21 protein-coding genes are annotated in these 19,586 nt (G+C 38.2%); 20 read left to right on the forward strand and 1 reads right to left on the reverse strand.

Going from position 1 to position 19,586, the window contains the following annotated elements:
• Positions 1 to 67: 67 nt before the first annotated feature.
• From H5S10_RS01450 to H5S10_RS01490, 9 genes are all read left to right on the forward strand, one after another.
• The gene (locus tag H5S10_RS01450; RefSeq protein ID WP_182588477.1) at positions 68 to 928 is read left to right on the forward strand and encodes an aldo/keto reductase; all 861 of its coding nucleotides are present in this window, start codon (positions 68 to 70) and stop codon (positions 926 to 928) included.
• Positions 929 to 947: 19 nt separating this feature from the next.
• Positions 948 to 1,691: an SDR family oxidoreductase gene (locus H5S10_RS01455; protein ID WP_182588478.1), complete on the forward strand. Its 744-nt coding sequence runs from the start codon at positions 948 to 950 to the stop codon at positions 1,689 to 1,691.
• Between the two features lie 172 nt (positions 1,692 to 1,863).
• Entirely contained in the window at positions 1,864 to 2,652 is a 789-nt protein-coding gene (locus tag H5S10_RS01460; RefSeq protein ID WP_182588479.1) for a glucose-1-dehydrogenase, read from the forward strand.
• A 95-nt stretch (positions 2,653 to 2,747) separates the two neighbouring features.
• Positions 2,748 to 3,683 carry a YczE/YyaS/YitT family protein gene (locus H5S10_RS01465; protein WP_182588480.1) on the forward strand — a complete coding sequence of 312 codons (936 nt, stop codon included), beginning with the start codon at positions 2,748 to 2,750 and terminating at the stop codon, positions 3,681 to 3,683.
• 6 nt (positions 3,684 to 3,689) lie between these two features.
• On the forward strand, positions 3,690 to 4,724 hold the full coding sequence (locus H5S10_RS01470; protein WP_182588481.1) for a lactonase family protein: 1,035 nt from the start codon (positions 3,690 to 3,692) through the stop codon (positions 4,722 to 4,724).
• A gap of 101 nt (positions 4,725 to 4,825) precedes the next feature.
• On the forward strand, positions 4,826 to 5,617 hold the full coding sequence (locus tag H5S10_RS01475) for an aldo/keto reductase (protein ID WP_182588482.1): 792 nt from the start codon (positions 4,826 to 4,828) through the stop codon (positions 5,615 to 5,617).
• A gap of 24 nt (positions 5,618 to 5,641) precedes the next feature.
• On the forward strand, positions 5,642 to 6,310 hold the full coding sequence (locus H5S10_RS01480) for an NAD(P)H-binding protein (protein WP_182588483.1): 669 nt from the start codon (positions 5,642 to 5,644) through the stop codon (positions 6,308 to 6,310).
• 248 nt (positions 6,311 to 6,558) lie between these two features.
• The gene (locus H5S10_RS01485; protein WP_182588484.1) at positions 6,559 to 7,713 is read left to right on the forward strand and encodes a low temperature requirement protein A; all 1,155 of its coding nucleotides are present in this window, start codon (positions 6,559 to 6,561) and stop codon (positions 7,711 to 7,713) included.
• A 21-nt stretch (positions 7,714 to 7,734) separates the two neighbouring features.
• On the forward strand, positions 7,735 to 8,595 hold the full coding sequence (locus H5S10_RS01490; RefSeq protein WP_182588485.1) for a GRP family sugar transporter: 861 nt from the start codon (positions 7,735 to 7,737) through the stop codon (positions 8,593 to 8,595).
• Positions 8,596 to 8,641: 46 nt separating this feature from the next.
• Here H5S10_RS01490 and H5S10_RS01495 read toward each other — a convergent pair whose 3' ends face one another.
• Entirely contained in the window at positions 8,642 to 9,520 is an 879-nt protein-coding gene (locus H5S10_RS01495; RefSeq protein ID WP_182588486.1) for a LysR family transcriptional regulator, read from the reverse strand.
• Between the two features lie 121 nt (positions 9,521 to 9,641).
• Here H5S10_RS01495 and H5S10_RS01500 point away from each other — a divergent pair, with 121 nt between their 5' ends.
• From H5S10_RS01500 to H5S10_RS01550, 11 genes are all read left to right on the forward strand, one after another.
• Positions 9,642 to 11,003 (forward strand): MFS transporter, encoded by a 1,362-nt coding sequence (locus H5S10_RS01500; RefSeq protein WP_182588487.1) that lies wholly within the window; start codon positions 9,642 to 9,644, stop codon positions 11,001 to 11,003.
• Between the two features lie 66 nt (positions 11,004 to 11,069).
• Positions 11,070 to 12,056, forward strand: a complete 987-nt coding sequence (locus H5S10_RS01505) for an aldo/keto reductase (protein ID WP_182588488.1) — start codon at positions 11,070 to 11,072, stop codon at positions 12,054 to 12,056.
• Between the two features lie 117 nt (positions 12,057 to 12,173).
• Positions 12,174 to 12,590, forward strand: a complete 417-nt coding sequence (locus H5S10_RS01510) for a cupin domain-containing protein (protein WP_182588489.1) — start codon at positions 12,174 to 12,176, stop codon at positions 12,588 to 12,590.
• A 23-nt stretch (positions 12,591 to 12,613) separates the two neighbouring features.
• The gene (locus H5S10_RS01515; RefSeq protein ID WP_182588490.1) at positions 12,614 to 12,934 is read left to right on the forward strand and encodes a carboxymuconolactone decarboxylase family protein; all 321 of its coding nucleotides are present in this window, start codon (positions 12,614 to 12,616) and stop codon (positions 12,932 to 12,934) included.
• A 127-nt stretch (positions 12,935 to 13,061) separates the two neighbouring features.
• A complete protein-coding gene (locus tag H5S10_RS01520; RefSeq protein ID WP_182588491.1) occupies positions 13,062 to 14,237 on the forward strand; it encodes an oxidoreductase in 1,176 nt (391 codons plus the stop codon).
• Positions 14,238 to 14,277: 40 nt separating this feature from the next.
• Positions 14,278 to 15,162: an alpha/beta hydrolase gene (locus tag H5S10_RS01525; protein WP_182588492.1), complete on the forward strand. Its 885-nt coding sequence runs from the start codon at positions 14,278 to 14,280 to the stop codon at positions 15,160 to 15,162.
• A 1-nt stretch (position 15,163) separates the two neighbouring features.
• Positions 15,164 to 16,042 carry an alpha/beta hydrolase gene (locus tag H5S10_RS01530; RefSeq protein ID WP_182588493.1) on the forward strand — a complete coding sequence of 293 codons (879 nt, stop codon included), beginning with the start codon at positions 15,164 to 15,166 and terminating at the stop codon, positions 16,040 to 16,042.
• A gap of 98 nt (positions 16,043 to 16,140) precedes the next feature.
• Complete coding sequence (locus H5S10_RS01535) at positions 16,141 to 16,728, forward strand: flavodoxin (RefSeq protein WP_182588494.1); 588 nt, start codon at positions 16,141 to 16,143, stop codon at positions 16,726 to 16,728.
• A gap of 70 nt (positions 16,729 to 16,798) precedes the next feature.
• A complete protein-coding gene (locus H5S10_RS01540; RefSeq protein ID WP_182588495.1) occupies positions 16,799 to 17,626 on the forward strand; it encodes an alpha/beta hydrolase in 828 nt (275 codons plus the stop codon).
• Between the two features lie 19 nt (positions 17,627 to 17,645).
• Complete coding sequence (locus H5S10_RS01545) at positions 17,646 to 18,269, forward strand: flavodoxin (protein ID WP_182588496.1); 624 nt, start codon at positions 17,646 to 17,648, stop codon at positions 18,267 to 18,269.
• Between the two features lie 19 nt (positions 18,270 to 18,288).
• Complete coding sequence (locus tag H5S10_RS01550) at positions 18,289 to 19,575, forward strand: hypothetical protein (RefSeq protein ID WP_231795603.1); 1,287 nt, start codon at positions 18,289 to 18,291, stop codon at positions 19,573 to 19,575.
• Positions 19,576 to 19,586 lie beyond the last annotated feature (11 nt).

The raw sequence follows: 19,586 nt of genomic DNA on the forward strand, positions 1-19,586 counted from the left end.
AGCTTGCTCACTATACTATAACCAAGTTGATAAGTTAAACCAGCTTTTGCAAAGGAGATTGATTTATATGGATTATGTAACACTAAACGATGGAAATAAGATGCCACAATTAGGTTTCGGTGTTTTCCAAGTACCAGATCTTAGTCAAGCAGAGCAAGCCGTTAGTGACGCACTTGAAGTTGGCTATCGTTTAATTGATACTGCTTCTGCTTATGGTAATGAATCAGCGGTTGGTAATGCGATTAAGAAGAGTGGTATTGATCGAAATGAAATTTTTGTTACTTCTAAACTATGGGTTGATCACTTTACATATGAAAAAGCAAAACAAGGGATTGACGATTCATTAACTAAGCTTGGTCTCGATTACATGGACCTCTATCTTCTTCATCAACCATACGGGGATGTAGCTGGGGCTTGGCGTGCATTAGAAGAAGCCCAACAAGCTGGTAAGATTAAATCAATCGGTGTTTCTAACTTTGCGCCTGACCAATTAATTAATTTGGAATTGATGAGTAATGTAAAGCCTGCTGTCAACCAAATTGAAATTTCTCCATGGTACCAAGAAGACGATGCTGTTAAATTCAACCAGCAACAAGATATTCAACCAGAAGCATGGGCACCGTTTGCTGAAGGTAAACATGATATCTTTACCAATGAAACAATTGCTAAGATTGGTTCTAAATATGGTAAGAGCAATGGTCAAGTAATACTTCGCTGGTTAATTCAACGGGGAATCGTGGTTATTCCAAAGTCTGTTCACAAGACGCGGATGGCTGAAAATTTTGATGTCTTTGACTTTGAGCTTAGTCCTGAAGATATGAAGACAATGGCAAGCCTTGATAAGAATGAGAGCCAATTCTTTGACCATCGCGACCCAGCAGCGATTGAGAGTATTTTTGGATCAAGTTTAAAGGCATTACGGGACTAAAAGAAAGAAGGCAAATTAAATGGCAGAAAGTAAAGTAGTAGTAATTACCGGTGCATCGAGTGGGATGGGTGAAGCAACTGCTAAACTCCTTGCTAAGGATGGCGACAAGTTAGTTCTTGGCGCTCGTCGTGAAAACCGCCTTCAAGAAATAGCTAAGGATATTGAAAAGCTTGGTGGAGAAGCAGTTTATGCCGCTACAGATGTTACTAATGATGATGAAGTTGAAGCATTAGCAAAACTTGCAATCGATAAGTTTGGTCGAATTGATGTGTGGATTAATTCTGCTGGTATCATGCCTCAATCATTGCTTGCACAAAAGAAAGTTAAAGACTGGGATATGATGATTGATATCAACATCAAGGGAACATTATATGGTATTGGTGCTGCTTTGCCATACATGATGAAGCAAAAGAGCGGTCAAATCATTAATATCGCTTCCATTGCTGGTCACATTGTCGGTCCATTGAGTTCAGTATATTCTGGAACCAAGTATGCAGTTCGAGCAATCAGTGAGGGCCTTCGTCAAGAAATGGCACAAGCTCAGTCTAATGTTCGGGTAACTTTGATTTCACCAGGGGCGGTTGATACTGGCTTAGTGGATTCAATTACCGATGAACAAGTTAAGAAGGGAACAGAAGAATTCTACAAGAATTTCAGTATTCCCGTTGATCGGATTGCTCAAACCATTAAGCAATCGATCGACTTACCAGCAGATGCTGCTTGGAATGAAGTAATTATTCGACCAACTAGTCAACAAATGTAAGATATAAATAATCTAAGTGATACAATGCGTTTAAAAGTTGAGGTTACAGTGATTCCGCGGCCTCAACTTTTTCTAAAAATTATTTCTACTTTTTTGAAATTTTCTCTTGCCTTGAAGTCGACTGCAAGGATTAAACTATTGTCAATTACTAAAGGAAAGAAGAGTGAAACGTATGCTATACAAAGATTTAACAGGTAAAGTAGCAGTAATTACTGGTGGTTCTAAGGGAATTGGAAACGCGATTGCTGAACGTTTCGGTCAAGAACAAATGAAAGTAGTTATTAACTACAATTCAGATAAGGCTGGTGCTGATAAAGCAGTTGAACAAATCAAAAATGCTGGTGGTGAAGGAGTTGCTGTTCAAGCGGATATCTCCACTGAAGAAGGCGTACAAAAATTATTAGATGCTGCTGTTGATACTTTTGGCGACTTGGACATTTGGATTAACAATGCGGGAATGGAAAATCAACACCCAACAAATGAGTTGAGCCTGAAAGACTGGCAACGGGTAATTGATGTTAACTTGACTGGTGTATTTCTTGGTGCCAAGGCAGCCTTGAATTACTTCTTAAAGAATAATAAAAAGGGTAACATCATTAACATGTCATCTGTTCACGAACAAATTCCATGGCCAACATTTGCCCACTATGCTGCAAGTAAAGGTGGGGTAAAGCTTTTCACGGAAACAATTGCGATGGAATATGCTGATAAGGGTATCCGGGTTAATTCTATCGGTCCTGGTGCAATTAATACCCCTATTAACGCGAAGAAGTTCGCTGATCCAGAACAACTTGCCACTACTACTTCAATGATTCCAATGAAGCGGGTTGGTGACCCATCAGAAGTTGCTGCCGCTGCTGCTTGGTTAGCATCTGACGAATCAAGTTACGTTACTGGAATTACCATGTTTGTTGATGGTGGAATGACACTTTACCCATCATTTGAAGGTGGCCGGGGTTAATAACATAAATCTAATTAATATCAAAAGTGCGGTTGACGTCAAGTCGCCGCGCTTTTACTACATATAAGTTTATATTGAGAGGGAAGTGTTTATTTATGAAGAAGAAGCATTCAGTATCAAATTTAGGCTGGCGTACTTTAATGTCATTTGTTGGAATTACAATTTTATCGTTAGGGACAGCATTTTTACGTGGTGGTCAAGTAGGACTAGATCCATTTACTGCTACTAATACAGGGATTTCTGGACATTTAAGTATGAGTCTAGGAGTTTATCAATTATTAGCAAATGCTGCGATCTTTATCTTTATTTTGATTATGGATCGGCACAAAATTGGGATTGGAACCTTATTAAACATGGTCTTAGTTGGCTTTGAAGTTCAATGGTTTATTGCTCTTTATCAACAAATCTTTGGAACACATGCTAATATTATTGTCATTATTTCTGACTTGATTATTGGATTAATTCTATTTACGTTAGGAGCTTCAATGTATATGGGGGCAGATTTAGGGGTTGCCCCATATGATGCGATTGCGCCTATTCTATCTGATCGTTTGCACACCCAATACCGGACAATTCGGATTGCACAAGATATTCTCTTTATGATTGTCGCTTACTTTATTGGAGGTCCCGTTGGTGTTGGTACTGTTATTGTTGCCTTCTTTACTGGTCCCCTCATTACTTTCTGGGATAACCATGTTAGTTTACCAATGCGCCGGACAATTGATAATGCGCAAGATATGTCTGCTGGACGCCGTGTAGGTTATCTATTAACACGTTTTGGTAAAAGTAGTTATGATCTTGTATCCCGTTCATATGAATTAACAAACTTAATGCAACGGCGATTATCTCAATATTCTCCTAAAGATATTGAAGACCAATTAAAAATCACCCGTCGAAACATGGAAATTGCCAAAGCTTCATATCAAAGTTCTGAACGGCGTTATGATATGCTAAGAGCAGAACTGCAACGGCGAAAGAAGCAAGCAGCTACTGGTCCCAAAGCAGTAAAAAATCAAACAGAAGAAGGCTAATTGATAATGACAGAAGATTTTCTAATTGGTACTTATACAAATAAAACAAGTCAAGGGATATACCGTGTAACGTTGGAAAATAATCAGTTAAAGCTCCCCCGCTTGGCTGTTCGCTTACTAAAACCATCATATTTACAAGTAGGGGCTAATCACTTAGTCTATACAATTAAAAAGGAAATAGACGGTCAAAAAGGAGTTGCTATTTACGAACTTAAGGATGAAGGCCCCGCTAATGCTCAACTAGTAAAAGAAGAATTATTTAACGGACCATCCCCTGCTTATGTCGGTTTAGATGAAAAACGTCACTTATTATTCGGGGCTAACTATCATGGTAGTCGAATTGATGTTTTTGACTTAGGTGAAGATAATCGTGACTTAAAGCGAGTTGATAGTGTTACTCATACAGGTAAAGTAGGCCCACGTCCTGAACAAAATATTCCACATGTACATTATGCAGACGTAACTCCTGATGGGCGCTTAATTACCTGTGACCTGGGGCTAGACTTAGTTACGGTTTACGATATATTAAGCGATGGTACATTGAAAGAAGTATCACGTTATCAAACAGATCCTGGGTGTGGCCCACGTCATTTAGTCTTTCATCCTGATGGAAAAACGGTCTATCTTCTTGATGAATTAAGTAGTGAATTAGAAGTATTAACTTACGATCAAAACACCGCCCGGTTAGAACGGATTCAAATATTAAAGACAATTCCTTCTACCTGGACAAAGCATAACGGAGCAGGCGCAATTCGAATTTCAAGTGATGGTAAGTATCTCTATACTTCTAATCGTGGAGAGAATACGATTGCGGTATTTCGGATCCTGCTTGATCATACGGTTGAGCATCTTCAGTCAATAGATACTGAAGGGGACTACCCACGCGATTTTAATTTCAGTCAGGACGAAAACTTTATAATTGCTGCTAATCAAAATTCAGATAGCCTGACATTATTTCAGCGTAATCCAAATACTGGTAAATTAACTTTATTACAGGCTGAAATTCCTTGCCCCGAGCCTATTTGTGTTCAACATTACTAAATATTTTTGATTTTTTTGAAAAAAGGTATTGCCTTATAGTCTACTCCAAGGATTAGGATATAAATTGTTGAAAGGATATCAAAAATAATGAGGTGAAAATGATGGAAGAAACATTTACTTTGAACAATGGTGTAAAGATGCCAGAAGTTGGTTTAGGAACTTTTAGAATGTCATCTAGTGCTGCTCAAAAATCAGTGGAAGCAGCTCTTGCGGATGGCTACCATTTAATTGACACTGCTGAAGCTTACTACAATGAAGACGGTGTTGGCCAAGGAATTAAAAACTCAGGGGTAAACCGTGAAGACTTGTTTGTAAGTACTAAGCTCTGGACTACTTCATATAATGATCCAGATGCAGTTGATAAGGCCCTTGATCGTCTAGGCCTTGATTACATCGACTTGTTATTCCTTCACCAACCAACTGGTGATTGGAAGACAGCTTACCGGACATTAGAAAAAGCCTACAAAGATGGCAAAATTAAGGCAATTGGTATTTCTAACTTTGATCGAAGTGCTTCATTATTAAAAGATATTATGGATTTTGCGGAAGTTAAGCCACAAGTACTTCAAGCTGAAGCACACCCATACTTCCCACAAACAGAAGCGCGGGAAATCCTTGAACCATATGGTACCCGTCTGATGGCTTGGTACCCACTTGGTTCAGGTGATCGTTCCCTAATCAATGAACCAATCTTTACTAAGCTTGCAGAAAAGTATGGTAAGTCCAACGTCCAAATTATTCTTCGTTGGCACACTCAAATGGGATTTGTTGTAATTCCAGGATCTACTAACCCTGCACATATTCACGACAACCACGATATCTTTGACTTTAAGTTAACTGATGAAGAAATGGCAGAAATTGCCAAGGTTAACAAAAATAAGCGTTATTACTAATCAATTTGATGTGGAGGAATAGAAATGAAATTAGCAATTTTAGCAGCAAACGGACAAATCGCCCGGATCGTTGAAAATCGTATTCTTAACGAAGATAAATTTAAGGATGTTGAATTGACATTATTCTTACGTAACAGCAGTCGGCTCAGTGACCTAGCTGATAATCCTCGCGTTACGGTTATTGAAGGAGATTTAAATAACCCTGAGGATGTTGAAAAGGCTGTTAAGGGCCAAGATATGGTCTTCAATGCTGTTATTGACCATGATGATGCTGGTCATAATCGGCCAACTCATAACATTATTGATGCCATGAAGAAGGATGGTGTAAACCGTCTTATCCTTACCAACTTACTTGGAATTTATGATGAAGTTCCTGGTGAATTTGGTAAGTGGAACCGTGATACTTGCTTCGGTGGAACTGTTCGAGATGACAACGCTGCTGTAGTATCAGACCGGTTAGCTGCCGAATCTGGATTAGACTACACTACGCTTCGTTTACCATGGCTTAACGACCGCGATGAAATTAAATACACTATCACTCATAAAGATGATGAATACGTTGGTGTATCTGGTTCGCGTCAAAGTATTGCTGACGTTGTTTTGAAGATTGTTGCTGATCCAACGTTTGGTAGCAATGATAGTTTAGGAATTGCTGATCCTGATACTCAAGGTAGCAACCGTCCAGTATATTAATATTTATTTTTCTCTCCCAAAAGAATAAATATCCCCTTAATAAAAATAGTAAATATTCATTAATACAATAACCTTTCATATCCCCATAAGAGACTGAGAAAAAACTTTTGTTTTTTCAACAGTCTCTTTTTTTATACGAATGTTGTTACGATATCGTGGAAATTAATTACAAAAAAGGCCTTGCGTTGCAGTCGACTTCAAGGTCTATACTTTTGACAGTCAAATTTGGAAGAAAGGAAGAAGCCGAATTGAATAAGATATTCACGTTTTTGGGTAAACCGCGAACAATTAATCATCAAATCGCTAATCGTAAAGTAAGCTGGTTAGAATTGTTCTACGATTTAATTTTTGCGGTTGTTATCGCTAGATTAACTGATAGTTTGTTAGAAAATTTAACGATTACTAGTATTGGATATTCAGTACTTATATTTGGTTGGTTTATTTGGGGCTGGAATGAGGTATCAGGCTATTTTGATAATCATGGAAATGACTCAATTATTAACGTGCTCATTATTAATACAGAAATGATTCTAACAGGAATTGGGTCATTGTTTATTTCAGAAGCGATTGACGGTGAATTTACTCGAATCAGTATTGTATTAATGCTGATTGAATTATTGATGGCAACCGTTTGGTTCGGCTTAGCTTATTTTGATCATATCCATGGTCCTGCTTCTCGAGTGTGGGGATCAGTTCATCTTTTTTCATTAGCGATAATGTTGATAACGTATTTTATCGGTAATGTTGTCTTAGTGATTGGTCTTTGCTTCGGCCTATTACTCAATATTTTTGATGTTGTTGCGGCCAATCCGCGCTTAGCTAGAGAGTATGATCAAGCTGAGATGGAACACAAAATTAAAGATTCAATGATTGAGCGATACGGCTTGATGACAATGATTGCCCTCGGTGAAATTATTGCTGGCTTGTATGAGACAGTTAATAGCCGAATCACTAGTGATACAATTATTCGCTTTATCATCTGTATTATTTTAATTGCCTTGATCGCCGCAATTTATTACCAGGTTCTTGGAACACTCCACATTATTTTATCTTCATCAATTGCGACTATTTTGACTGGTTGGCTCTTTATTCTTGCAATAATGTTCTCATTTTATATGGGAGTTACGATTCAAATAGTGCTTCGCTATGAAGGGACTGTTCGTCAAATGATGGGTAATTTAGCTTTTGTATTGAGCTTGATTTTATTTTTAGCGGTTATTCGCGCAATTGTCTTTATTGGGACAGAAACAGAAAAACAAGAAAATAAAAAATTAATCACTGGGTATTTAATCATTGAAGGCATTATTTTAGTTGGAATTGCATTTGCACCAACAATCTGGTTCTTAAGTGGAGCGGTTGTTGTTTTGCTAATCATGATTACGCAAGGTCGATTATTAAATTAGTAAAAATTTAGGAGGATACAAATGAAGTATTTATGGTTATTATTACCAGCAATCGGTTGGGGTATTTTGCCTTTGATTGTTGTGAAAACAAACAGTAAAGTTGTTAATCAAATTTTTGGTACTGCCGTTGGAACATTAATCGTTAGTATTTTTGTGATGATTATTTTACGGCCGTCACTATCAGTTACTACGTTTATCATGGCTGCTGTTGCCGGTGCGATGTGGATTGTTGGTCAATTAGGACAATACACTGCCTATCAACGAATTGGCGTTTCCCAAACTATGCCGATCTCAACAGGATTACAGTTAGTTGGGACCTCATTAGTTGGGGTATTCATTTTTGGTGAGTGGGCAACGACAACTGCTCGGATTGCTGGTTTTGTTGGGATTGCCCTTTTGATTGTTGGTGCTGTTTTAACGTCAATTAATGACCACGGAGAAGCAAATAATGTTCATGGTAGCAAAGCAACAACGCTTTTGATGCTTCTCTTAACTACCATCGGTTATATTATTTACAATGCCATTCCACGGGCTTTAACAACTTCCGGAATCGCTATCTTCTTTCCAGAATCTGTTGGGATGGTGATTGGTGTATTGATCTATATCTTTGCTACTCACCGGACTACAGCATTACGTGAACCGGCAAGTTGGCGTAGTTTAATCATTGGGTTTGTCTTCTCAATTGCATCCCTTACTTATATCCTCAGTGTTCGAGATAATGGGGTTAATACAGCTTTTGTTGTTTCACAATTATCCGTTGTAATTTCAACGCTTGGTGGCTTTATTTTCCTTCACGAACGGAAGAGTAAGCGCGGGTATATCTTTACCAGTATTGGTTTAGTATTAATTGTTGTTGGTGCAATTATTACATCAGTCTTTTAAAAAGTTAAACGCCAGATCATGAAAAGCATCCATGGTCTGGCATTTTTTAATCTGATATCTGTGTCAAAATTTTTGTCATTTCTGATATCAAAGGGGTAACTTTCTGGCGATCATTTTTTAAATAAGTAGCATATAGTTCAATCGCAGAATGGGGATCATTAATTGGAATAAATTTTCTCTTTCTATCAACAATTGCTAATCTTTCATCAAGGTAATTAGTAATATTCGTTTTAAAAATGGGAAAATTTGAATAGCGCACTAATTCACGAAGCGCTTCAGGTTGTGCTTGATAAAGAAATTGTGCATTTGAAATATACTGTTCGATTATTTTACGCCATTCACCAATGTTATCAGAAAGAACAAATTCATGACCATTTAAGTCATTAAAATTGACAGTCGCCCGATGATAAAGCGGGTTGAACTTAGTAATTTTGATTGCTAGTTTCTCCATCCCAATAAATCGTGATTCGATATCAGCATTTTGTATTTCATGGGCACTAAATATTAAGGCATAATTATGGTTATGAAGAAGAGATTCAATGTTATTTGACAGAATTGTTTTCGTTTCAATAACAAGCTGGTTGTCGAGACGTTCAATTATATTTTCTAGTAATAATAATGGCCCTGGTATAGTTCCAGCAATTCGTAAATAGTCATTCTTACTAGCAAAATGTTGGACAGCTTTTTTGAAATCATGTTGCTGTTGTAAAAGGATACGGGCTCGTTGCGCGGTAAATTTACCAGTGGCAGTTAAAGAGAGTTTTTGTGGCTGACGATCAAATAACTTTACGTCCAGTAGAGTTTCTAATTTTTTCAGGCCTCGACTAACAGTTGGTTGCGTAATATTTAATTGCTCAGCAGCGCCAGCAATTGTTCCGGTTTGCGCAAAGGCAACAAGATATTCTAAGAGATAATTATCGATCATGATTCTTTTCCTTTCTTAGCTTGCGTCACACGTAACCTACCATAGTTAAGTAGTAATTTTCAAGTAATCCCAATCCTCTTACAATTAGCAACATAAATTAAATTGTGAGGAGGATACGAAATTGGAAAATCAAACCGATGATTTAGTAAATGATTCTGGTAAATTTGGGATTATTTTACCGATTGTTTTAATTAGTTACTTTTTGATTTTATTAAATAATTCATTAGTATTTACAAGTACTGTTCAAATTAGCCGCGATATGCATATGAATAGCATTATGATTGCATGGGTAAGTAATGCCTACGCTTTAACTTTTGGTGGGTTCCTATCATTTGGGGCTCGGCTTGGCGATATTTTAAACCGACGTGCTGTGTTATTAACAGGATTATGGATTTTTACGATAGCGTCATTCTTAGTCGGAATCGCGCCAAACCAAACGATATTAATTGCAATGCGGGCAGTTCAAGGAATTGGTGGAGCATTATTAGCCCCAGCAACATTGGCCTTACTAATGGACTACTATTCTGGTCCAATGTTAACAAGAGCCATCGCTTATTACGGAGCTACTGCTGGTATTGGAACGAGTCTTGGTTTAATCGTTGGTGGAATTATTAGTAGCTATTCAAGTTGGCGAAATGGTTTTTATCTAGATATGGTAATGGGATTAATCTTAATCATCATGTCTTGGCGCTACGTCCATCCAACTGTTGACTATCAAAATAAGTTAACGATTGACTGGTGGGGTACCATCACCTCAATTATTGGCTTTAGTGCTTTGGTCTACAGTATTAATGGAAGTCTATACCGTAGTGCAGCAATTATTGTTACTATTGTTGCATTAGTAAGTTTTGTATTGATTGAGGCCCACACAAAGAATCCGCTCATGCCATTAGTTATTTTTAAGGATAATCAACGGGCAAGTGCATTGGTTTCCCGGTTCTTTATGTTGGGTGCCAGTATGTCTTATTTCTTCCTAATGCCTCAAGCACTACAGCGAGTCTTTGGCATTACACCATTGCTAGCTGCCATTGCTTTCTTACCATTAACAGTAATTCAGTTTGGCGTTTCCCTCTTAGTAGCTCGCTTGACTTTCCGTTTCTCCAATGCAGCTGTACTTATTAGTGGGGCAATTATCGATACATTGGGTTTATCATTAGGCGCAATTATTGGCATCCAACAAGGATATTGGTTGGGCGTGGCATTGCCAATGGTCTTCATTGGTATTGGTCAGGGATTAATCATGAGTCCATTAACAGTTGCCGGGGTTGCTGATACATCCGGCGATATTGCCGGTGCAGCTTCTGGCGTTGTTAATACCGTGCACCAAATTGGCGGAGCTGTGGGATTATCAATCGTTTCTGAGATGGTTGCCGGAATTACTTCCCCAGCAACGATGATAGATCATGCTCAGATGTGGATGGTCGTTCTAGCTGTAATTATGTTAATTGCTGGTCTTAATATTTTACGTGGTTCACATAAATAAAGTCCTTGCCTTATAGTCGACTTCAAGGTTTAGAATACCAATATCAAAAAATGGAGGGATGTTTTTATGGAAACACGGACATTAGGAAAAGATTTAACAGTAACAGCAATCGGCCTTGGTTGTATGGGATTTTCTCATGGATATGGTAAGCCAACAGATGTTGATGAAGCTGTGAAGACAATCCGTGCCGCATATGACATGGGTTACCGTTTCTTTGATACTGCTGAGATTTATCAAGGCACGAATCCGGATGGTTCAATTAATTACAACGAAGAATTAGTTGGGAAAGCTCTCCATGATGTGCGTGATCAAGTTGTGATCGCTACAAAATTTGGAATTGCGGCTCATGAAGGAACCGGAATTAAAGTTGATTCAAGTCCAAAAACGATCCGTAAGTCAGTTGAAGGTTCATTAAAGCGACTTAACACGGACCATATTGACCTTTACTACCAACACCGGATTGATCCAAATGTTGAACCGGAAACAGTTGCCAAGGTTATGCAAGAATTGATGGATGAAGGTAAGATTACGCATTGGGGTATTTCTGAAGCTAATGAAGATTACCTCCGTCGTGCTAATGCAGTTTGCAAGGTAACCGCAGTGCAAAACCGTTATTCAATGATGTACCGGGAATACGAAGCTCTTTTCCCAGTACTTGAAGAATTAAACATTGGTTTAGTTGCATTTTCACCATTAGCAAATGGTTTATTAACTGGTCAAATTAAGCAAAGTAGTTTTTCCGATAAGGATTTACGGAATAAAATGCCACAATTTACGCCAGAAGCCTTAGAAAAGAACAAGGAATTATTAGCATTGCTTGATAAGATTGCAGCAGATCACGATGCTACTCCGGCACAAATTTCCTTGGCATGGATGGTCAACAAGAAGCCGTACATTGTGCCAATTCCAGGTAGTCGTCATCTTAACCGGATCGAAGACAACTTAAAGGCAGCCCAAATCAAGATGACTCCTGAAGAAGTTGCTCAAATTGATAAGGCACTTGATGCTGTACCAATGTCAGAAGTATTTGGCGGGACAAAAATTGAAAAGTAATTATTTAAGATGAGCGGGAAAGTGCAGATTTTCTGCTCATTTTTAATGATATTAAATTCTTGCCTTAGACTATACTCAATGGTTTATTATGATCATAAATAAAGGAGTTGATGTTTAATGGGTAAGAATGAAGAAGCAGTTAAAAACGATATGTTTGGTTTGGGCGAAAAGAATGTTGCTTTTGCGAAATACTTTACTGGAACAAGTTACCTTAATGGATTAGTCCCAAGTGACGATAATATTGATATATCTGTTGCTAATGTTAACTTTGAACCTGGCTGCCGTAATAATTGGCATATTCACCATAATGGTTATCAAATCCTGATGTGTACTGCGGGCGAAGGATGGTACCAAGAAGAAGGAAAACCAGCGCAATTAATGAAGCCTGGTGATGTGGTTACAATCCACGAAGGTATCAAACATTGGCATGGTGCTACTAAAGATAGTTGGTTCTCCCACATTGCGATTACAAAGGGAACAGCTGAATGGTTTGGTCCGGTTACTGATGAAGAATACGATAAGTTAGGTAAATAAAATATGGAAGGGAAGTAGTTCGAATGGCAAAAAAACAAACTGCTGGACGCGATAACTTAGGGGATTTTGCTCCTAAGTTTGCAGAATTAAATGATGACGTATTATTTGGTGAAGTTTGGTCCCGTGAAAAGGAATTAAACCTTCGTGATCGTAGTATGATTACTGTATCAGCATTGATTACTAAGGGTGCATTTACTCAACTTCCAGCACACATGAAGTTAGCTAAAGAACACGGCATTACTAAGGATGAGATTGTTGAAGTAATTACTCAATTAGCCTTTTATGTTGGCTGGCCAAATGCTTGGTCTGCATTTAATATTGCAAAGGATATTTGGAATGATTAATTAAAAATAGGAGTTTGAGAAAAGTAAAGAGTTTCTCAGACTCCTATTTTTTGTTTTTATCGCTTGCCTTAAAGTCGACTACAAGGTCTACACTATTACCAAATAAATTGAGGATAGTGAGTTAATAATGACAAAATATGAAAAGTTATTTGAACCAGTTACTTTTAGCAATGGAGTTAAAGCACAAAATCGCTTTATGCTTGCTCCAATGTGCGATGATTCAGCAGAAAATGGACAAGTTACAGAGCAGCAACTTGAATATATGAAAACGCGTGCAGCTAATGTAGGAATTGCAGTTACCGGTTATGCCTATGTTAATGATTCCGGTGACCAAGTTCCGGGGCAACTTAGCGTGGCTCATGATAAAGACATCAACGGCTTAGCAAAATTGGCCACGGTAATGAAGGCTGGGGGTGCGAAAGCTATTTTGCAACTTTCGCATGCTGGTTGTGGTGCTGGCGGTTCCGTAGCAAAAGGTTATCGAGTATATGCACCAAGTAAGCTTTCATTTCCTTGGCTTGATTACGATGTTGATGAGATGACGACTGCTGATATTGAGCAAGTAATCAGGGACTATGCTCAAGCAACTAAACGCGCAATTGCTGCCGGTTTTGATGGGATTGAGATTCATAATTGTAATCATGACTTACTGCAACAATTCTTTTCTGCTAGTGCAAACCACCGAAATGATGAATGGGGCGGTTCGCGCGAAAAACGAATGGCACTACCATTGGCTATCCAACGTGCAGTAAAAAAAGTAATTGCCGAATCAGGAAACGCTAACTTCATTCTGGGTTGGCGTATTAGTCCACAAGAAAAACATGGTGATGAAATTGGCTATGATGTCGATGATATGTTTGCCCAAACTAAAAAGGTCGCTGAGCTTGGAATTGATTATCTAAACATTTCATTGAACTTATCGGCAGACTATTCTAATAGTGTGCGACCAAGTTATGACGTAAAAGTAAAGGGAACTGATAAGAGTTTTCCTGAATATTATCGGGCTGCATTACGCGGATATTGTCCAATTTATATCGGAAGTAATGTTTTAACAGCTGATGATGCATTGGCGGCTGTAACTGATGCCGAAGGGGTATACGTTGGTCGTGAATTATTAATGGATCCTGATTTTGTTCAAAAGATTGCGGAAGACCGACCAGAAGAAATTGTTAATACGACTACTATTGAAAAGCTTAAAGCTGTTGGACTACCTGATGGATTCGTAGATAACTATGCAGATAAAGATGGGTCAACACGAGTAGTTTCATATCGTAATGGGATTCCATTACCAGGTTTAGATTAATCGATATTTTTAATAATTGATAGAAGAGGTGAATGTAAAAATGCTCCAATTTCCAACTCAACTGCAAAAAATTCCTAGTCGATATTTACAGAAAAATAATGCTAAACCAGGAAAACTTGTTAGTTTTAACTACGATACCTATGAATCATTTAGCTATCAACAGAAGAGCCAAAAATTGACAAAACGTGCTATTGTATACCTCCCTTACAACTATTCTTCAGCTAATGAATACAATGTTTTCTATTTAATGCATGGAGGTTGGAGCGACGAAACTACTTATTTAGGTACTCCTGACAATCCTCACCCATTAAAAAATATTTTGGATAATGCGATTGCGGAAGGAAAGATTACTCCCATGATTGTGGTATGCCCAACTTATAACAATCTAAGCGTTCAAGATAGTAGTGATTATGGGTTGGCGTTGCAGTTAACTGATAATTACCACAATGAACTTGCTAATGACCTCCTTCCAGCGATTGAAAATGAATTTAGTACTTATGCTGAAAATGTTACAGAACAAGGCTTGATTGATTCTCGAGATCATCGTGCATTTTGTGGCTTTTCAATGGGTTCAGTAACTACTTGGCATGTTTTTCAATACTGCTTAAGGTATTTCCGCTACTTTTTCCCGTCTAGTGGTGCTTTAACCGCAAACGCCGAGCTTCTTGCAAAATTTGTTGAAAAGCAAGGGTATCGTTCCTTTGATTTCTATATTTTTGCGGCTTCAGGGACGGCGGATTTTGCTTATTCGGGGTTTACTGCCCAAATTCAAGCAATGGCATCCTATAAAGAGATGTTTAAATTTGCGGGAAACGAAAAAGACGGCAACTTATATTATCTTGTTGCCCCTGGTGGAACACATAGTCCGGAAAATGCCCTTGAAGATTTTTACAATTGTTTAATTCAATTATGGAAGGAGAATTAAAATGGCTCAATTTACCCTTAACTCAACAGTCAATGATGTAGAAAATTATTTTGGGAATGCTGGCCGATTACTATTTCCAGTGGATCGTCCATTTAATCCAAATGAAACGTTAGCGCAAATTAGTAACAGCGCTCACTACATTTGGTATTCAAATATTAAGACAAATAAAACAGTAGAAGTTTTAAATTATTTGGCAGCAGAACAAAAGAAGCACCAAATCTTTTACCCGATCTATTCTGAAGATGAAATCGCAGCTCATCCGAGTCGAGCTAATACTGGCCTTTATTTCTTTCGTGTAAAAGAAGGAGCACCGTTTGCAATTAATAATGCGGGTGGTGGCTTTGCATATGTAGCAGCAATGCAGGATAGTTTCCCTCATGCTTTAGAGATTAGTAAGTATGGCTACAATGCATTTGCATTAATCTATCGGCCAACGAATCCGTATGAAGATTTGGCCCAAGCAATTTGCTTTATTGAGGATCATGCCACAGAACTAGGAGTGAATCCACGTCATTATTCGTTATGGGGAGGATCTGCTGGAGCGCGAATGGCAGCCGAACTCGGAAATAAAGAAGTGCTTTATCAATTAACTGGTCGCTCAGATATTCCACAAGCTGATGCAGTTATTATGCAGTATACCGGCTTTAGTAGGGTATCCTCGGCTGACGCTCCTACTTATGTTAGCGTTGGTAATAATGATTGGATTGCTAATTGGCGAACTATGAAACAACGTCTCTTTTATTTGGAGCAACTTGGAATTCCAACTGAATTTCATGTCTATTCTGGACTTAGCCACGGTTTTGGACTAGGTGAAGGAACGGTTGCTGAAGGCTGGATTAATGACGCCATCAATTTCTGGGAAGTTAACATGCATAATTAGAATATAATGAAAAAAGTTTAAAAAGGTATTGCCTTGAAGTCAACTTTAAGGTCTATACTACTCACAATCTCAAATATAAATTTAGGAAGTGAGTAATGATGCGAATGCAGAACCGATGGATTATTTCCATCTTAACAACAGTAGTTACAGTTTTAGCAATGATTATTGGCTTTGGACAAACTCGTCAAGTTCAAGCTGCCTCAAATAATCGAACATTGATTATTTACTTCTCAATGTCCGGTACAACTAAAGAAGCAGCTGAACAAATTCAACGTGATACTGGCGCTGATATTGTCCGATTACAACGTGCGAAAGCTTATCCTAAGGGTTACGACAATTACGCGCGGGTAGCTGATCGTGAACGCCGTCGAAACATTCACCCAGCAATTAAACGTAATATTCCTAACTTAAATCGATATGACACGGTTTTAATTGGTTTCCCAACATGGTGGCAACAACCGCCAATGGTAATTCACTCCTTATTTGATACTTATGACTTCCGTGGTAAGACGATAATTCCATTTACCACCAGCATGAGTACCCCAATGAAAGATTCAATGCCAACAATGCGTCGGTTAGCGAAGGCTGATGGAGCAACAATCAAGTCGGGCTTCCGCTATGATAATAACAACGCTCAGTTACGGCGCTTCTTACAACGTAATGGTCTCCTACAAAATAGTAACTAGAAAGTAGGGAAGACCAATGCTTGCTAGACTCTTAAAAATAGTACTTACTGTTGGAGGTGTTTTAGGATTAATGATTTTAATTAATTCCAATCATGCTGAAGCGGCTTCTCGAACAGAAATGATTCGGTATCAGACTGAATACCAAGGTCGTCAATATAATAAGCAGGCTTTAGTTTATCTCCCAACAGACTATACCAATACCAAAAAATATAATGTTGTTTATTTGTTGCATGGATCAACAGAAAGTAGTCAAGATTTCTTTCGCGATGGACGATTTAAACGCTTATTAGATCGGTTAAATCAAAATGGACGCTTAAAAGATACGATTGTTGTATTCCCTACCTATTATCCATCGAGAAGTTTTGTTACTTCAAATTATTATCGCGATAATCGTTTAAATCGCGCATTTGCTCAAAATGAATTAGTTAATGATCTTATTCCAGCTGTCGAAGGTCACTATAGTACTTATGCCAATGGGACAAGTAAAACAGAATTAAGAAATTCACGAAAACACCGTGCATTTGGCGGTTTTTCAATGGGAAGCATCACTACTTGGTATGTTTTTGAATATCAATTGCCATACTTTAGTACTTATCTTCCAATGGCTGGTGATAGTTGGACAATTACTGATGACGGTGGTGCTGCCGCAAGTACACGAACTGCACAACGTCTTGCAAAGACAGTGCAGGACAATCCAAATATGAAATTTAAGATTTTAGCTGGTGTTGGTGCTGATGATGGAACGTCTGGATCAATGACACCGCAGATCAATGCAATGCGCCGCTTATCAGAATTCGATAAGCAAAACTTAAAGTATTATCAAGCGCCAAATGGGACCCATACTCCGCAAACAATTGCGCAAATTTTTAATCACTATGCGAACCAAATCTTTAATTAAAGAAAGAAGGAGTCAAATCATGAAGAAATTTTGGTCAATTATTACTGTGATCGTAACTGTATTTGCTGCGGTAGCTAGCTTTGCGGTTAATCCAAACAGTAGTGCACAAGCTGCTAGCAACAACAAGAAAGTATTAGTTGTTTATTTCTCACGAACTCAAGGTGTTTACGGCGGCAGGTTGAAGCGTGGAAATACTGCCCGGGTAGCAGATTTTATTCAACAAAAAACTAACGCTGATACTTATGAAATTGTTCCGAAGAAGGCTTATCCAAAGAGCTATGATCGAACTACTCAAGTGGCTCAACGTGAACAAAATCAAAATGCTCGTCCCGCAATTAAGGGCAAGTTACCAGATGTAAGTAAGTACGATACTGTCTTCATTGGTGGCCCAATTTGGTGGGGTGAATATCCAATGGTTGTTCGGACCTTCCTTGATAAGGAAAGTGGCTTGAACGGAAAGACGTTAATTCCATTTACTACTAACGAAGGTTCAGGATTAGGAAATACTCGCCAAGTCTTGAAGAAGCAATTCCCTAAGTCAAAGGTTCGCCAAGGATTTACTGCTACTGGAAATACGGTTAAGAACAATCCTAACCGTGTACGGAGTCAAGTAAATAGTTGGTTAGACGACTTGGGCTACTAGTACTAGGCAGGAGTAAAAGATGAAAAAAAGCCGTCGAATTTACCTAGCTTTAACGTGGTTAGTACTAATAATTTCACCGTTTCCGTTAATTATTATCTTAAATCGCGGTTTAATTGATACCCCTGGACACTTACTAGCATATGACTTGGGAGTTGTTGCTTACGTCTGGTGGCTAATGATTATTTTAATGTCAACGCGTCCTCATTGGCTAATACAACAAATTGGCATGCCCGCATTATACGCCATCCATGGGGCATTAGGTGTAATGGCATTAATTGCTGCAACAATTCATCGATTTACATCTTTTTCCATGTTTCCGTTAATTAAGCAAACAGGAAATATTGCTTGGTATTTGGAAATCTTTTTATTAGCTTATGCTGTTCTCTTTTTATCAGGCTGGCTAGTAGATCGCTTGCGTAATTTAAATCGGCTAAAGGTGTGGATTGAACGTCATTTGTTAAATCACCAAGTAACAATGTGGATTCATCGATTGAACTTTGTCGTCATTGCTTTGATTTGGGTTCATGTACATGTAATTCCGCGACTTGGCGTGGTTCCTGGATTTCGGTTAACTTTCGATATTTATACCGGACTAACAGTTATTTTCTATTGCTGGTGGAAGTTAAAAATTGGTCGTTATCATTCAGCGGCAAAAGTAAAAAATAATGTTTCACTTGGTCCATCGATGCAAGAGTTAACGCTGCAATTTGAAAATAATAATGAAAGTTACCAAGCTGGTGGTTTTTACTTCTTATCATTCAGAAATGCAAAAGGAATCTCTAAAGAACTGCATCCATTTTCTGTTGCATCGGCGCCACGGAATAAGCCGAATGAAGTTAGTTTTATGATTCATCGTCTAGGAGACTTTACGCAAAAAATAGCCAATGTTCCAGTAGGGACGGAAGTAAAATTAGAAGGACCTTTTGGCTTATTTAACCGTGAAGTAAAAAATAGTCAAGATCCTCTTATCTTATACGGCCTTGGGTCAGGGGTTGCACCATTAATTAGTTTGGCGCAACAGTATGCAGGATTAAAACAGTTACATCTTATTTGGTCAGGACCACAAGTAAATAATCCTTATTATCAAAAAATACTTACTGATTTAAGAAAGAAAGGCGTAAAGGTAGATGCACAAGTTCATCGCTTTACACCAAAGGATTTAATTCAAGTTATTAGTAGTAATGAATTAAAAAATGCTAATGTAATTATCGTTGGCTCTGCAGCACGGATTCTTTACGTACGTCGAAAATTACGGAAACTTGGCTTTGAAAAAAATCGGTTAATGGATGAACGGATGACAATGTGATAAAACCTTGT

Origin of the sequence: Limosilactobacillus balticus, assembly GCF_014145615.1 — a bacterium.
GTDB lineage: Bacteria > Bacillota > Bacilli > Lactobacillales > Lactobacillaceae > Limosilactobacillus > Limosilactobacillus balticus.

What these genes read in the sequence shown, in the direction of transcription:
- H5S10_RS01535 (WP_182588494.1), top strand. Translation starts at nt 16,141, where the DNA reads ATGCGAATGCAGAACCGATGGATTATTTCCATCTTAACAACAGTAGTT.
- H5S10_RS01530 (WP_182588493.1), top strand. Translation starts at nt 15,164, where the DNA reads ATGGCTCAATTTACCCTTAACTCAACAGTCAATGATGTAGAAAATTAT.
- H5S10_RS01480 (WP_182588483.1), top strand. Translation starts at nt 5,642, where the DNA reads ATGAAATTAGCAATTTTAGCAGCAAACGGACAAATCGCCCGGATCGTT.
- H5S10_RS01515 (WP_182588490.1), top strand. Translation starts at nt 12,614, where the DNA reads ATGGCAAAAAAACAAACTGCTGGACGCGATAACTTAGGGGATTTTGCT.
- H5S10_RS01540 (WP_182588495.1), top strand. Translation starts at nt 16,799, where the DNA reads ATGATTTTAATTAATTCCAATCATGCTGAAGCGGCTTCTCGAACAGAA.
- H5S10_RS01495 (WP_182588486.1), bottom strand. Translation starts at nt 9,520, where the DNA reads ATGATCGATAATTATCTCTTAGAATATCTTGTTGCCTTTGCGCAAACC.
- H5S10_RS01490 (WP_182588485.1), top strand. Translation starts at nt 7,735, where the DNA reads ATGAAGTATTTATGGTTATTATTACCAGCAATCGGTTGGGGTATTTTG.
- H5S10_RS01460 (WP_182588479.1), top strand. Translation starts at nt 1,864, where the DNA reads ATGCTATACAAAGATTTAACAGGTAAAGTAGCAGTAATTACTGGTGGT.
- H5S10_RS01470 (WP_182588481.1), top strand. Translation starts at nt 3,690, where the DNA reads ATGACAGAAGATTTTCTAATTGGTACTTATACAAATAAAACAAGTCAA.
- H5S10_RS01525 (WP_182588492.1), top strand. Translation starts at nt 14,278, where the DNA reads ATGCTCCAATTTCCAACTCAACTGCAAAAAATTCCTAGTCGATATTTA.
- H5S10_RS01520 (WP_182588491.1), top strand. Translation starts at nt 13,062, where the DNA reads ATGACAAAATATGAAAAGTTATTTGAACCAGTTACTTTTAGCAATGGA.
- H5S10_RS01465 (WP_182588480.1), top strand. Translation starts at nt 2,748, where the DNA reads ATGAAGAAGAAGCATTCAGTATCAAATTTAGGCTGGCGTACTTTAATG.
- H5S10_RS01475 (WP_182588482.1), top strand. Translation starts at nt 4,826, where the DNA reads ATGGAAGAAACATTTACTTTGAACAATGGTGTAAAGATGCCAGAAGTT.
- H5S10_RS01510 (WP_182588489.1), top strand. Translation starts at nt 12,174, where the DNA reads ATGGGTAAGAATGAAGAAGCAGTTAAAAACGATATGTTTGGTTTGGGC.
- H5S10_RS01550 (WP_231795603.1), top strand. Translation starts at nt 18,289, where the DNA reads ATGAAAAAAAGCCGTCGAATTTACCTAGCTTTAACGTGGTTAGTACTA.
- H5S10_RS01545 (WP_182588496.1), top strand. Translation starts at nt 17,646, where the DNA reads ATGAAGAAATTTTGGTCAATTATTACTGTGATCGTAACTGTATTTGCT.
- H5S10_RS01455 (WP_182588478.1), top strand. Translation starts at nt 948, where the DNA reads ATGGCAGAAAGTAAAGTAGTAGTAATTACCGGTGCATCGAGTGGGATG.
- H5S10_RS01505 (WP_182588488.1), top strand. Translation starts at nt 11,070, where the DNA reads ATGGAAACACGGACATTAGGAAAAGATTTAACAGTAACAGCAATCGGC.
- H5S10_RS01450 (WP_182588477.1), top strand. Translation starts at nt 68, where the DNA reads ATGGATTATGTAACACTAAACGATGGAAATAAGATGCCACAATTAGGT.